The organism is Kitasatospora sp. NPDC091276, from assembly GCF_040684355.1.
Classification (GTDB): domain Bacteria; phylum Actinomycetota; class Actinomycetes; order Streptomycetales; family Streptomycetaceae; genus Kitasatospora.
Genome location: NZ_JBFBFU010000029.1, coordinates 101203 through 112932, shown reverse-complemented (window position 1 = coordinate 112932; position 11730 = coordinate 101203). Strand labels below are relative to the sequence as shown.

Genomic DNA, 11730 nt, shown 5'->3' with positions numbered 1-11730 from the left:
AGGACGTCGGCGAGACGCAGGTTGAGCCCTGTCTCCGCGTGCAGGTTGCGGGCGGCGGCGAGGTGCGGGGGCTCGTTGGGCTGGGCGGCGCCGCCCGGCAGGATCAGGCCGTCCATGTAGTCCGGGTCGACGAGGAGGACGTCGCCGCGCGGGTTGCGCACGAGGACGAGGCAGCCGAGCCGGCACACCGGCGGCTTGGCGAGCAGGCGGGGGTCTTGCATCGGGCGGTTCACCTTCTGAGGGCGGCGAGGAGCAGGAGGGAGAAGCCGGCCCACCAGAGCAGGCGGGCGAGGAGTTCAGTCGTCATGCGTCAGGCGCTCGTAGCGCAGCCCCTTGCGGAGCGGGTCGACGACCCGCAGAAGTTCGACGGCACGAGCTGAGCCCAGACTCACCAGGTAGCAGCCCGTCCTGCGGCCGTGCTCCCAGTCGACCTCGACGGACGGCAACGTGACGCCGCCCAGGGCGAGGACGGCCGTCAGGTCGTCGAGGACGTCGGCCGCCTGGCGCCGCTGGTCGGCGGTCGCGCGGGAGAGCATCGAGGACACGCTCACTCCCCCGGCCGCTTGTGGACCTCGAAGACGCGCCAGGCACCCCAGGCCTCGGAGAAGGAGCCGAACCCCTTGAGCTCACCGTCCGGTTGGCGCAGCCAATCCCCGGTGAGCTCGTGCCGGACCCGGTAGAGGCGGGTCTCGGTGTCCCAGCGCACGCCGTAGCCGTGGAGCTTGGCAGGCTGGGGTGACTTCATGGTCATGACTGATCGCCTTCCACGCGAATCTGCAGTCCCGCGAGCCGATTCACGATCGACTTCACTTTCTGCACCTCAATCGTTACTCGCCGCAGCTAGGCTGACCAGCGTGGACGTGTGCCACGTTGTGGTTGGACACATTGGAGGGGCTCCATGGCCTTCAAACCCAATAAGTTGGATCCGGGGCGCTCGGCCCGCGACCTGTTCGGCTGGGAGATGCGCAATCACCGAGAGCTCGCCGGCTCCATGTCGCTTGATCAACTGACCGAGATCCTCGGCTGCTTCTCGAAGGGGCACCTGGCCAGGATCGAGCGCGCCGAGTCGATGCCACCGCCGGACCTTCCGGCCAAACTCGATGCCGCGTTCGGCACCAACGGACTCTTCGGCCGCATCTACATACTCGCCAAGAAGGAGAATTTTCCCGGCAAGTACCGCCGTTGGTCCGAGATCGAGACCAAGGCGGAAACCATCGAAGAGTTCTCTGCTGCCACCATTCCAGGGCTCCTACAGACCCCTGAGGTCGCACGACTCTCACTTCTCGCGGGTCATCCGTATGCCACCCCGCAGGAACTCGACGCACTGGTGTCAGCACGCCTCAACCGCCAGAAACGGTTGGTCTCGCCGACTCATCCGCATTGCTGGTTCATCCTCGATGAGTCGACTCTCCGACGGCCGGTCGGGGACGCAACGGTGATGAGACGACAACTCGATGCCATCGCGTCAGACCAGAGATCGCACATCACCGTGCAGGTTCTGCCATTCGCAGCAGGAGTCCATGCCGAGATGGGAGGGTCGCTCTTTCTCTATTCGGTACCGGGCCGTCCGATGGTGGCTTGGGAAGAGGGGGCCCGTAGTGGCGAACTCATCGAAGATGTCGAGGGTGTGGCCGCCCGCCGGAGGTCATACGATCTGCTGAGGGCCCTGGCCCCGTCGCCCCGGGACTCCCGGGCGATGATCAGGCGCATCTCAAAGGAGTACGGCCGTGCGAGCGAACCATCACGAGAGCTGGCGAAAGAGCAGCCATAGCAACAACGATGGTGGCGCCTGCGTCGAAGTGGATGACGCGCACCCTGGTCGGGTTCGGGACAGCAAGGACCCCGACGGCCCCCGCCTTAACTTCCCACCAACCGCTTGGCAGGCATTCATCACCGCCATCCGATCCGGGGAGTTCAGCACCAACTGATCCACCTGCGCGGCGCAGCCATCCGCGATGGCTGCGCCGCGCAACCCAGGACCCCGAGCATCCGGAAGGAACTGGCACCATGAGCTCCCGCCCCGATCTGTCCTCTGCCCACTGGATCAAGTCCTCCCACAGCACCGACGGGGGTCAGTGCGTCGAGGTCGCGCCCGGCTTCCCGAGCGTCATGCCCGTCCGTGACTCGAAGGACCCTCACGGCCCGGCCCTCGTCTTCCCCTCCGCCGCCTGGCAGGCCTTCGTCACCGCCGTCCGCACGGGAGAATTCGGCACCAACTGATGCCGCTCGATGGCGCCGCCGACCCGGGCCGGGGCGGCGGCGCCTGACGGTGTCGCTCTGGATGACGAGCCGTCGCTGAGCCACCTCTGCCCAGACGGTGGGCGAGCCTGGCGGGGCACGGCCTGCGGTGGCTCGACGCCCCCGACGGCCCCGAACCCGGCGGTGGGAACGGGTCCCGGGGTCAGCGCATCAGGCGAGGGGGGCTCTCACAGTACCTGTATCACCAGGGTCTCCCAGACGTTCAAAACGCCTGTCACCATGGACACACACCGCAGCTTCAACCCCATCGGTTCAATTCAGCTGCCCCGAATTCGCGACCGTGTCGGCGAATTCTTCCACGACAGAACAGACGGAGACCAATGGCGGACAACCAATTCACCACTCACGCGGAACTTTTCGATCTGAGTGGGAAGTACGCCCTTGTCACCGGCGGCACCAGGGGAATCGGGCTGATGATAGCGCGCGGCCTTCTCCAGGCGGGCGCCCGCGTCGTCATCAGCTCGCGCAAGGCAGACGCGTGCGCGGAGGCACAGCATCTGCTGTCCGAATTCGGCGACGTTCGAGCAATCCCCGCCGACCTGTCCAGGCACGACGAGTGTCAGCGCCTCGCCGATCTTGTCCAGGTCGGCTCGGAACGCCTGGACATCCTTGTCAACAACGCGGGAGCGATGTGGCGCGAGCCGCTGGCGACGTTCCCGGACGAGGCCTGGGACGCGGTGATCGACCTCAACCTCAAGTCGCCGTTCTGGCTGGTGCAGGCGCTGCTCCCCGCACTTCGCAGGGCGGGCACCGCCGATGATCCCGCGCGGATCATCAACATCGGCAGTATCGCCGCCATCCACGTCGCCCAGTCGCCCAACTACTCGTACGCCAGCAGCAAAGCGGCACTCCATCAACTCACCAGGGTGCTTGCCAGGGAACTGGGCCCACAGCACGTCACGGTGAACGCGGTAGCACCGGGAGTGTTCCCGTCGCGGATGACGGCGTCCACGCTCGATGCCGTCGGCGACACGATCGCGGCGGCGGCCCCTCTGCGCCGGATCGGCCGCGACGACGACATGGCGGGTGTCGCCGTGTTTCTCGCCAGCCGGGCCGGGTCCTACCTCACGGGCACCGTCATCCCGGTGGACGGCGGCATCGCGACGACCGCATCGGGCACCCCTTAGACTGCGGGACCGGCTTACGGTGAGGGGATGGCCGCGATGGATCTGCGCACCGAGATCCGGGAGTTCCTCAGCTCGCGTCGCGCCCGCATCGCACCCGCGCAGGCGGGCCTGCCCGCTTACGGCGGCAACCGTCGGGTCAAGGGTCTGCGCCGCGAGGAGGTGGCGCTACTGGCGGGGGTATCGGTCGACTACTACGTGCGCATGGAGCGCGGCCGCCTCGCCGGTGTCTCCGATGGCGTGCTCGGCGCGCTGGCCTCCGCCCTGCAACTCGACGAGGCCGAGCGCGACCACCTGTTCCACCTCGCGCGCCAGTCCACGGCGCCCAGCGGCCCACGCCGGCGCAGGCCTGCCGTGACGGTGCGCTCGACGCTGCAGCAGGTGCTCGACGCGATCTCCGGTGCGCCGGCCTGGATCGGTAACGGCCGTTACGACGTGCTCGCCACGAACCAACTCGCTCGCGCGCTGTATTCACCGGTGCTGGCCGACGCGCGACGGCCCGCGAACACCGCGCGGTTCGTCTATCTGAACCCTGAGGCGGCCAGGGATTTCTTTGTCGACTACGACCACATTGCCGGTGGCGTGGCCGCGAAGCTGCGCATGGAAGCCGGCCGCGATCCGCACGACGAGGAGCTGATCACCCTGGTCGGCGAACTGTCGACGTCCAGTGAGCTGTTCCGGCAACGGTGGGCATCTCAGGACGTGCGGCTGCACCGGTCCGGCCGCAAGCGTGTGCGCCATCCGATCGCGGGCCGGCTCGACTTGGACGTCGAGTCCCTGGGACTGCCCGCCGAACCCGGCCTGCACCTCAACGTCTACACCGCACCCGCGGGCACACCGACCGCTGACAGTCTGGCGCTCCTGGCGTCGTGGGCGGCCACCCAACGGGCGCCGACGACCGAGCTCGAAGCGCACAACGGATAGTCCAGCCCCTTCAGCCGTACTGGTCCGGTGACCCCGGGCTCGGTGGCGGGAACGGGTGCCGGGTCAGTCCCACCAGAACGACCACTGGTGGGCGGCGACGAGGCGTTCGGCGTAGGCGGTCAGGGCGCCGGTGCCCTGGAAGACGAGGTCGGGGCAGAAGGCGGTGTGCTCGGCGGCCAGCGGGAGGGCCTCGGCGAGCGTGGCGGGCGGGACGGCGACGCTCAACTCCAGGGTGTCGAACCCGACTTGGATGACCTGGGCGCCGAAGCGGCGTTCCCAGTCGGCGAGCACGGCGGCGATCTTGGCGGTGTCGTCCTCGTGGTTGAGCGGGCCGCTCCAGCCGCAGGCGGCCAGCGCCTCGGCGCCGCTGCCCGCCTCGACCAGGCCCAGGCGCGCGTCCCGTACGGACAGCAGCACGTCGGCCAGGCCGCGGGCTTCGATGCCGGGGGCTCCGGCGGGGACGGCGGCGGCGGGGGCGGTGCCGGGCCAGGCGGGGCCGAAGGGGGCCAGGGCGGCGTGGAGTTCGGCGGCGTCCTCGGCTTCGAACGGGCCCTCGGGCGGGCTCTCGGGCGGGCTCTCGGGCGCGTCCTCGTCGGTGCCGCCGAGCTGCTGCCACCAGCGGCGCAGCAGGGCGTCGGGGTCGTAGAGGGTGGGGTCGGAGGCGGAGGCCGGGAAGAGTTCGCCGGACAGCCAGGGGCGGTAGTCGGCGCCGTCGCCGAGGGGGACGAGCAGCAGCGGCCACAGGCCGGACTGCGGGTGGGCGCGGTGGAGTTGCTGCCACAGGCCGGCGGGGGCGGGGGCGTCGCTGATCCACAGCAGCGGCTCCGGCCCGTCCTCGCCGCCGACCAGGCGGCCGGGCGGGAGGGTGGCGGGCAGGAGACGGGACAGGTCCGAGGTCATGCGGCCACCGTAGGGGCGGTCACTGACACGGGGGTTCGGGCGGCGGGGTTCGGGCCCGCGGTGCGGCGGGGGCGGTTCAGGACCAGGGCAGGGCGGCGCGGGTGCGCCAGTACTCCGGGGCGGGTTCGGCCAGGGTGGCGAGGGCGGCCAGGTCGTCGGGGTCGGGGCGCAGGGTGGCGGCGGTGAGGTTGGAGGCGAGCTGGTCGACGGTCGCCGCGCCGGACAGGACGAGGTCGGCCCAGGGCTGGGCGGCGGCCGCGGCCAGGGCGAGGGCGTCGAGGGGCGCGCCGGTGCGGGCGGCGAGGGCGCGCAGTGCGGCGGTGTCGTCCCCGGTGGCGTTGCGCCCGGCGAGGCGGCCGTTGGCCATGCCCTCCTTGACGACGACCAGCCAGCCGGCGGCGTGGGCGTCGGCCAGGGCGGGGGCGGCGGAGGGTTCGAGGAGGTTCCAGGTGGCCTGGACGGCGGTGAACAGCGGGCGGCCGTCCACGGTGGCGGCCAGGGCGGCGCGGATGGTGTCCGCCTGGGCCGGGCCGCTGGTGGACAGGCCGACCCGCACGCCCTGCCCGGCCAGGTCGGCCAGGTCGGCCAGGCGGGCGTGCAGGGCGGTGTCGGTCAGGGCGGGGCTGTCGGGGGTGACGGAGTGGACCAGGTAGACGTCCAGGTGCGGGCCCAGCAGGGAGCGGGTCTCGTGGAGCTGGCGGTCGAACACCGCCGTGGAGTGCTCCTTGACCTCGTGCGCGGCCACCCCGGTGGTCTGCCAGCCGGCCGTGTAGGTGTAGCCCCACTTGCTGCCGACCGTCATCTCGGCCGCGGCCGCGGGGTGTTCGGCGAGCCACTGGGCGACGAACTCCTCGGAGCGGCCGTAGGAGCGGGCGGTGTCGAGGTAGCGCACGCCCGCGGTGTAGGCGGCGTCGAGCAGGGCGTGGGTGCGGTCGCGCAGCGCCTCGACGGTGCGTTCGGCGGGCAGGTCGCCGTCACGCCCGAGGGTGATGTAGCCGGGCCGGCCGACGGCTGCGGTGCCCAGGCCGTACCGCGCGATCGGCGGGCGGTCGGCGGCGGCTCCGGTGGCGGGGTCGGTCGGCATGGCGGGGTCTCCTCGGGCGCGACGGTGCTCACCTGGGACTTTACCGTCGGGTCGGCCGGCGCATCCGGCCACCGGGGTCAGGCGGTCGGCCGGATCGGCCGGTCAGTCAGTCAGGCGAAGACAGGTCAGCCGGGTCGGCCGGGTCAGCCGGGTCAGCCGGCGGCGATGGTGGCCCGGATCCAGTCGGCGTAGGCGCGCACGTCGGTGTACAGGCCCGGGCCTTCGGAGCAGGGCACGCCCGGGGCGCCGGGGCCGGAGGTGGTGCCGATGAGCTCCCAGCGGCCGCCGCGGCCGCGCTGGATCTGCGGGCCGCCGGAGTCACCGAAGCAGGCCATGGCCTTCGGGGTGGGGCTGGTCGTGCACAGGCGGGTGGGGCCGGCGTAGCCGGGGGCGCAGTCGGCCACGGCGCCGCGGCGGGTGTCGAGTTCCTGGAGGCGGTCGGGGAAGACCATCTCCTCGAACTTGGGGGTGTCGACGACGGTGCCGAAGCCGAGCAGCCGGGTCGGGGTGCCGGGCGGGCCGGGGCGCTGGGCGACGGGGAGGGGCCGCTGGGCGACGGGGCGGTCCAGGCGCACCAGGGCGAGGTCGTCGTAGTTGGGGCGGGTCTGGCCGTCGCCGAAGCTGAAGCCGGGGTGGACCACGGTGCGGGTGATGGCCCGGACGGTGCCGCCGCTCTTGCGGTGCGCGCTGCCGATGCGCACGGTGCCGTCGAGCGTCAGCTCGCTGCCCGGGTAGCCCTGGACGCAGTGGGCGGCGGTGAGGACCCACTGGGGGTCGATCAGGGTGGCGCCGCAGGTGCCGTCGGCTATCTGCTTGGCGCTCATCGGGATCGTGGCCATGAACGGGTAGCGCTCGGTGGAGTCGTGGCCGTTGACGATCGCCTGGGCGCTGCCGGTCATGGCGGTGGCGCCCAGGGCGGCGGCGAGGGCGGCGACGGCGGTGGCGCGGGCGGCGCGGCGGCGGACGGTCTTGCGCAGGAGCACGGGTGACGGCCTTTCGGATCGGTTGGTTCGGATGCGTCCAGCCAACCCTGCGGCGCCCGTCCGGGCCATCCGGGCAGCGGGCCGCCGGGCCCGGGGGTTGTCCCCCGGGCCCGGGGGCGGGCTACCAGGGGGTCGCGGCGGGCCGGGCGTTGGTGCCCGGGGCCTGCGCCGGCCTGGGCGCGGGAGTGGCCGCGGGCCGGGGGGCGGGCGCGCCGAAGTCGCCGACGTCGCCGGAGGAGGTGCGGATGGCCCGGGGCGCGGAGGGCTGCAGGGAGTCGGCGGGGCGCACGGCCCGGACAGGGGCGAGGACGGGGGCCGGGGCGAGGCTCTGGTCGAGGCGGACGACGAAGTTGACGTAGTCCAGGGGCTTGTCGGGCCAGTGGCAGTCGTTGCTGGTCAGCAGGCGGCTGCGGACGCCGTCGCGTTCGGTGACGGGCCCGGGGGTGACGCGCAGGTTCGGCTGCCAGCTGCGGCCCCACAGGTGGTGTTCCAGGGTCAGCGTCCAGCTGTCCTCGTCGACTTCCAGGGTGGCGCCGACCCGGCCGGGCAGCGTCCGGGTGCCGTAGGGGCCGCGCACCACCGCGCGCTGGTCGAAGCTGGCGTTCTTGCCGACCACGGTGATCCGCCATGCGCCGTGGAACCTGAGCATCGCCGCTCTCCTGACGTCCTGGCGCGCCGTCCGGGCGGGCGCGCTTCCGTCGGGGTCAACGGCTGCGGGGCGGTGGGCGGCTCAGCGGTGGGCGCTCAGCGGTGGGCGGCTCAAAGGGCCGGGCCGGCCGGGGCGGGCTGCGCGGGCCCGGTTCGGTCCCGGTTCAGGCGGCGTCGGGGCGGGCGGCGGGCCGAGCGGAGAGGGACGCGCCGGGGGCGGTGTGGGCGAGCGCCGGGTAGCCGTGCGCGGTGAGGACGAGGTCGGCGTAGCGGCGGTCGTCGAAGGGGACGCCGTGGCGCCGGAGCAGGTCGAACAGTTCGGCGAGGCGGCGGGGTTCGGTGCCGCGCGGCAGCCCGTCGCGGGTGGTGCCCAGGATGCCGAGGACCGGCCCGTGCAGGTGTGCGGCGCGGGCGATGCGGGCGGCGCGGGCGGTCCGGCGGGGTGCCGGGGTCAGGCGCAGCAGCAGGACGAGCCGGTGGGCGCCGGAGTCGGCGTCCTGCCCGGCGTCCATCGTGAGCCCCTGGATGTCCCGCCACCGGTAGCGGCGCGGGACGAACGCCCGTACGAGGGTGAGGCCGTGGTCGTCGGCGCGCAGCCAGAAGCCGTACGGGACGGGCAGGGCCACGCCCAGGACGGCCGCGCTCGACAGCAGCAGCGCGGGGACGGCTCCCATCCGGCCTGCGTCCCCGCTGTCGGCGAGCGCGACGCCCATCGCCAGGGCGAGCACGCAGCCGACGGGGGCGCCGGCGGCTCGCCACAGGAAGCCCAGCCGCACCGTCTGGTGTCGCGGCGCCGTGTTCACGGGCGCCCCCTTCCCACGTCGTGCCGTCGGTGGGGCCGGCCGGTCCGGCCGGTCCCGTCTCGGGCGTCGATGCCTGGCGGTCCCAGGGGAGTCGGTCACACTACCGGCCTGCCGAGATCGTTCGGCCGATCCGGGGGAAACGTCAAATGTCTTTAACACGAACGGATTTGATGGTCAGTCAGTTCGACTGGTCCGCCCGCGGTCCAGGATGTCAGCCGCCGACGGAGGGGTCAACTGACGTTGATCGGCGGTATCTTGTGATCCACGCCAGCTGATGCCGTTGGGTTATCGTGACCTGGCCGGCCCTGCCCGCCCGCCAGGAGGAGACGTGCGGGGCCCCGGTGAGGAGGGCGGGCCATGGCGGAATCGAACCGGGAGGACGGACCGGTGGAACTGTCCGGGCTCGCGGCCAGGATCGAGGCGCTGTTCCACACCGTCCGCAGACCCGACCGCGAGCAGTACACCAACGAAGAGGTGGCCCGGGCCTGCCGCGAGGCGACCGGGGAGTCGTTCTCCACCACCTACCTGTGGCAGCTGCGCACCGGGCGCCGGGACAACCCGACCAAGCGCCACCTGGAGGCGCTCGCCCAGTTCTTCCAGGTCCCGCCCGCGTACTTCTTCGACGAGCGGCAGGGCGCGGAGATCGCCAAGGAGCTCGCGCTGCTCGGCGCGCTGCGCGACGCGGGCGTGCGCAGCCTGGCGCTGCGCGCGGTCGGCCTCTCCTCCGAGGGCCTGGACACGGTCAGCGAGCTGATCGACGTCATCGCCCGCCGGGACGCGGCCCGCCGGAACCCGGCGCCCTGACGCCGGCGGCGGGCGCGGGGCCGCGGGCGGGGCGGACGGGGTCCGGGGCGGACGGGGCGCGGGGGGCTACGAAGACGGGGGCCAAGGCGGGGGCCAGGCACGGAGGCGGAGCCACGGCGGTCGGGAGATCGGGGGGAACGGGGCCGCTGATCGAGAAGGGGAACACAGCGTGCGGGACGACAGGTGCTACCGATCGGCGCTGCGCCGCTGCCGGCGGATGGCCGAACAGCTGGAACTGCCGAGCCCGTTCGACACCACCGTGCTACTGGAGCAAATCGCCCGCCGGCGGGGGCGGCCGATCGACCTGCTGCCGGTGGCCGCCCGGCCCAACGCGCCCTGCGGGCTGCTGGTGTCCACCCGGGAGGCGGACTACATCCTGTACACCGCCGACACCAGCGCGCTGCACCGCCGGCACATCCTGGTCCACGAGATCGCCCACCTGCTCCTGGACCACGCCGGCTCCGCGCCGCTCGGCCCGGCCGCGGACCTCCTGCCGCACCTGTCCCCCGACCTGGTCCGGCGGGTGCTCGGGCGCACCGGCTACGACGAGCCCCAGGAACGCGAGGCCGAGCTGCTGGCCTCCCTCATCCTCAGCCGGGCCGCCAAGGCCGACGCCGCGCACCCGCCCGGCCCCGCCCCGCACCCGGACTCGCTGGACGTCCTGGACGCCCTGCTCACCGGCGAGCCCGGACCCGCCGACGGCCGGGCGGCCGACGGCCGGGCGGCGGGGCGTCCGTGAGCGGCCTCGTCCTCTACGGCGTCGCGCTGTTCTTCGCCCTGAGCGCCTGCCACTTCGCCCGCGGCCGCCGGACCAACCCGCGCGCCATCGCCCGCTACAGCTGCTACGCCACCGCGCTGCTCGCCGCCGCCCTGCTGCTGCTCGCCCCGCCCACCGTCCAGGCCGCCGACCGGCTGCACCGGCTCGGGATCGCGCCCGCCGTGCCCGTCCTGCTCGGCGACGTACTGCGCATCGGCGCGGCCTGCGCGATCCGGCTGCTGGCCGGCGTCCTGCGCGATCCCGAGGGCGTGTCTGACAATTCGCGGCGGATCAGCGCGCGGCGGTGGGCGCCCGGCTGGGCGTGCCGGCGAAGCGTCCTCGTACTGGGCCGTACTTGGGCGTTTCGCCGGTGCGTCCAGGCGGGATGCCCGGCGTCGTGCGCCCGGCGGGAATTGTCAGACACGCCCGACCTTCCCCGCCGCGCGGTGCGGCGCCAGCTCGCCCTGCTGGCCGGCGTCCTGGGGGTGCGGGCGGTCCTGTTCGTCGCCGCCGCGCCGGGCCTGGATGCCTCCGACCTCACCGCCGCGCCCTCCACCGGCGCCCGTCTGGCACTGGCCGGGTACACCGCCGCCGGCGTGCTCTACCTCGCCTACTGCCTCACCGCCCTGCTGCGCCAGCTCGCCCGGCTCGCCCGCGCCGCCGCGCCCGGGCGCCAGCGCAGCGGGCTGCGGCTGCTCACGCTGAGCCTGGTCGCGGGCCTGCTGTGGAACGCCTGGGGCGTCGACGACGTCGTCCAGGCGGCGGCCACCGGCACCCAGGCCGGCGCCGAGGACGCCCTGTGCGGCGTCCTGGGCCTGCTGTGCGTGGCGCTGCTCGCGGCGGGCCTGGGCACCACGGTGTGGCCGGCCGCGCACGCCGCCGTCCGCGGCTGGCTGCGCGCCCACCGCCGCTACCGGGCGCTGGCCCCGCTCTGGCGGGACCTGCACACCGTGCTGCCGGAGATCGCGCTCGCCCCGGCCAGCCGCCTGCCGCTGCTGCCGCCGCGCGACCCGCAGTTCGCCCTGTACCGGCGGATCATCGAGATCCACGACGCCCGGCTGATCCTGCGCCAGCACCTCGACCCGCGGACCCCGCGGTGGCTCGCCGCCGCCGCCTCGCGCTTCCCCCCGTCCGCCGCCCGGGCCGGCGCCACCGCCGAGGCCGCCGCGCTGGCCGCCGCGCTGGAACGCGCGGCCGCCGGCGCCCGGCCCAACCCCGACACCCCGCGCACCGCCCCGGCGGCCGAACCGCCGCACGCCCTGGGACAGGACCTGGAGTCCGAGGCCGACCACCTGGCCCACCTCACCCGCGTCTACGCCACCTGCCCGGCCGTCGCCGAGGTCCGGGCCCGTGCCCGCGCCGCCGCCCCCTCCCCCGCCGCTCCCGACCCCGACCCGGTCGCGAGCCCCGCGCGATGAGCCGCCGGACCGGCCGGGGGCAGCCC

The 11730-nt window shown here is 73.6% G+C and carries 16 protein-coding genes; 8 read left to right on the top strand and 8 right to left on the bottom strand.

The window, feature by feature from the left end; genetic code table 11:
- From AB0O19_RS30255 to AB0O19_RS30245, 3 genes are all read right to left on the bottom strand, one after another.
- On the bottom strand, nt 1-221 hold a 221-nt coding region (locus AB0O19_RS30255; protein ID WP_363624084.1), incomplete at its 3' end, for an NUDIX domain-containing protein.
- A 75-nt stretch (nt 222-296) separates the two neighbouring features.
- Nucleotides 297-545 carry a hypothetical protein gene (locus AB0O19_RS30250; RefSeq protein ID WP_363624082.1) on the bottom strand — a complete coding sequence of 83 codons (249 nt, stop codon included), beginning with the start codon at nt 543-545 and terminating at the stop codon, nt 297-299.
- Nucleotides 546-547: 2 nt separating this feature from the next.
- Entirely contained in the window at nt 548-751 is a 204-nt protein-coding gene (locus tag AB0O19_RS30245) for a hypothetical protein (RefSeq protein ID WP_363624080.1), read from the bottom strand.
- 147 nt (nt 752-898) lie between these two features.
- On the opposite strand from AB0O19_RS30245, the gene AB0O19_RS30240 reads away from it, so the two are divergent.
- The 5 genes from AB0O19_RS30240 to AB0O19_RS30220 all read left to right on the top strand — a co-directional run bounded on the left by AB0O19_RS30240 (nt 899) and on the right by AB0O19_RS30220 (nt 4307).
- A complete protein-coding gene (locus tag AB0O19_RS30240) occupies nt 899-1771 on the top strand; it encodes a helix-turn-helix transcriptional regulator (protein ID WP_363624078.1) in 873 nt (290 codons plus the stop codon).
- Nucleotides 1728-1928: a DUF397 domain-containing protein gene (locus AB0O19_RS30235; protein WP_363624076.1), complete on the top strand. Its 201-nt coding sequence runs from the start codon at nt 1728-1730 to the stop codon at nt 1926-1928. The genes AB0O19_RS30240 and AB0O19_RS30235 overlap by 44 nt, the downstream gene beginning before the upstream one ends.
- 79 nt (nt 1929-2007) lie before the next feature.
- Nucleotides 2008-2220: a DUF397 domain-containing protein gene (locus AB0O19_RS30230; protein ID WP_363624075.1), complete on the top strand. Its 213-nt coding sequence runs from the start codon at nt 2008-2010 to the stop codon at nt 2218-2220.
- 359 nt (nt 2221-2579) lie between these two features.
- Nucleotides 2580-3386 (top strand): SDR family oxidoreductase, encoded by an 807-nt coding sequence (locus tag AB0O19_RS30225; RefSeq protein WP_363586804.1) that lies wholly within the window; start codon nt 2580-2582, stop codon nt 3384-3386.
- Nucleotides 3387-3422: 36 nt separating this feature from the next.
- Complete coding sequence (locus tag AB0O19_RS30220; protein WP_363624096.1) at nt 3423-4307, top strand: helix-turn-helix transcriptional regulator; 885 nt, start codon at nt 3423-3425, stop codon at nt 4305-4307.
- 63 nt (nt 4308-4370) lie between these two features.
- Here AB0O19_RS30220 and AB0O19_RS30215 read toward each other — a convergent pair whose 3' ends face one another.
- The 5 genes from AB0O19_RS30215 to AB0O19_RS30195 all read right to left on the bottom strand — a co-directional run bounded on the left by AB0O19_RS30215 (nt 4371) and on the right by AB0O19_RS30195 (nt 8725).
- A complete protein-coding gene (locus AB0O19_RS30215) occupies nt 4371-5207 on the bottom strand; it encodes a DUF4253 domain-containing protein (RefSeq protein WP_363624073.1) in 837 nt (278 codons plus the stop codon).
- Nucleotides 5208-5283: 76 nt separating this feature from the next.
- Nucleotides 5284-6291 carry an aldo/keto reductase gene (locus AB0O19_RS30210; protein WP_363624071.1) on the bottom strand — a complete coding sequence of 336 codons (1008 nt, stop codon included), beginning with the start codon at nt 6289-6291 and terminating at the stop codon, nt 5284-5286.
- A gap of 152 nt (nt 6292-6443) precedes the next feature.
- The gene (locus AB0O19_RS30205) at nt 6444-7274 is read right to left on the bottom strand and encodes a serine protease (protein WP_363624069.1); all 831 of its coding nucleotides are present in this window, start codon (nt 7272-7274) and stop codon (nt 6444-6446) included.
- Nucleotides 7275-7395: 121 nt separating this feature from the next.
- A complete protein-coding gene (locus tag AB0O19_RS30200; protein WP_363624067.1) occupies nt 7396-7923 on the bottom strand; it encodes a hypothetical protein in 528 nt (175 codons plus the stop codon).
- Between the two features lie 163 nt (nt 7924-8086).
- On the bottom strand, nt 8087-8725 hold the full coding sequence (locus AB0O19_RS30195) for a PH domain-containing protein (protein ID WP_363624065.1): 639 nt from the start codon (nt 8723-8725) through the stop codon (nt 8087-8089).
- Nucleotides 8726-9082: 357 nt separating this feature from the next.
- Between AB0O19_RS30195 and AB0O19_RS30190 the strand changes: the two genes are divergently transcribed.
- From AB0O19_RS30190 to AB0O19_RS30180, 3 genes are all read left to right on the top strand, one after another.
- Nucleotides 9083-9529 (top strand): XRE family transcriptional regulator, encoded by a 447-nt coding sequence (locus tag AB0O19_RS30190; RefSeq protein WP_363586798.1) that lies wholly within the window; start codon nt 9083-9085, stop codon nt 9527-9529.
- Between the two features lie 169 nt (nt 9530-9698).
- On the top strand, nt 9699-10268 hold the full coding sequence (locus AB0O19_RS30185) for a ParH-like protein (RefSeq protein ID WP_363624063.1): 570 nt from the start codon (nt 9699-9701) through the stop codon (nt 10266-10268).
- The gene (locus tag AB0O19_RS30180; protein WP_363586796.1) at nt 10265-11704 is read left to right on the top strand and encodes an MAB_1171c family putative transporter; all 1440 of its coding nucleotides are present in this window, start codon (nt 10265-10267) and stop codon (nt 11702-11704) included. The genes AB0O19_RS30185 and AB0O19_RS30180 overlap by 4 nt, the downstream gene beginning before the upstream one ends.
- Nucleotides 11705-11730: the final 26 nt, after the last annotated feature.

Excerpts from the sequence above, each read along its gene's own strand:
- AB0O19_RS30245 (WP_363624080.1), bottom strand. The coding sequence starts at position 751 with ATGACCATGAAGTCACCCCAGCCTGCCAAGCTCCACGGCTACGGCGTG.
- AB0O19_RS30240 (WP_363624078.1), top strand. The coding sequence starts at position 899 with ATGGCCTTCAAACCCAATAAGTTGGATCCGGGGCGCTCGGCCCGCGAC.
- AB0O19_RS30230 (WP_363624075.1), top strand. The coding sequence starts at position 2,008 with ATGAGCTCCCGCCCCGATCTGTCCTCTGCCCACTGGATCAAGTCCTCC.
- AB0O19_RS30225 (WP_363586804.1), top strand. The coding sequence starts at position 2,580 with ATGGCGGACAACCAATTCACCACTCACGCGGAACTTTTCGATCTGAGT.
- AB0O19_RS30220 (WP_363624096.1), top strand. The coding sequence starts at position 3,423 with ATGGATCTGCGCACCGAGATCCGGGAGTTCCTCAGCTCGCGTCGCGCC.
- AB0O19_RS30215 (WP_363624073.1), bottom strand. The coding sequence starts at position 5,207 with ATGACCTCGGACCTGTCCCGTCTCCTGCCCGCCACCCTCCCGCCCGGC.
- AB0O19_RS30210 (WP_363624071.1), bottom strand. The coding sequence starts at position 6,291 with ATGCCGACCGACCCCGCCACCGGAGCCGCCGCCGACCGCCCGCCGATC.
- AB0O19_RS30200 (WP_363624067.1), bottom strand. The coding sequence starts at position 7,923 with ATGCTCAGGTTCCACGGCGCATGGCGGATCACCGTGGTCGGCAAGAAC.
- AB0O19_RS30190 (WP_363586798.1), top strand. The coding sequence starts at position 9,083 with ATGGCGGAATCGAACCGGGAGGACGGACCGGTGGAACTGTCCGGGCTC.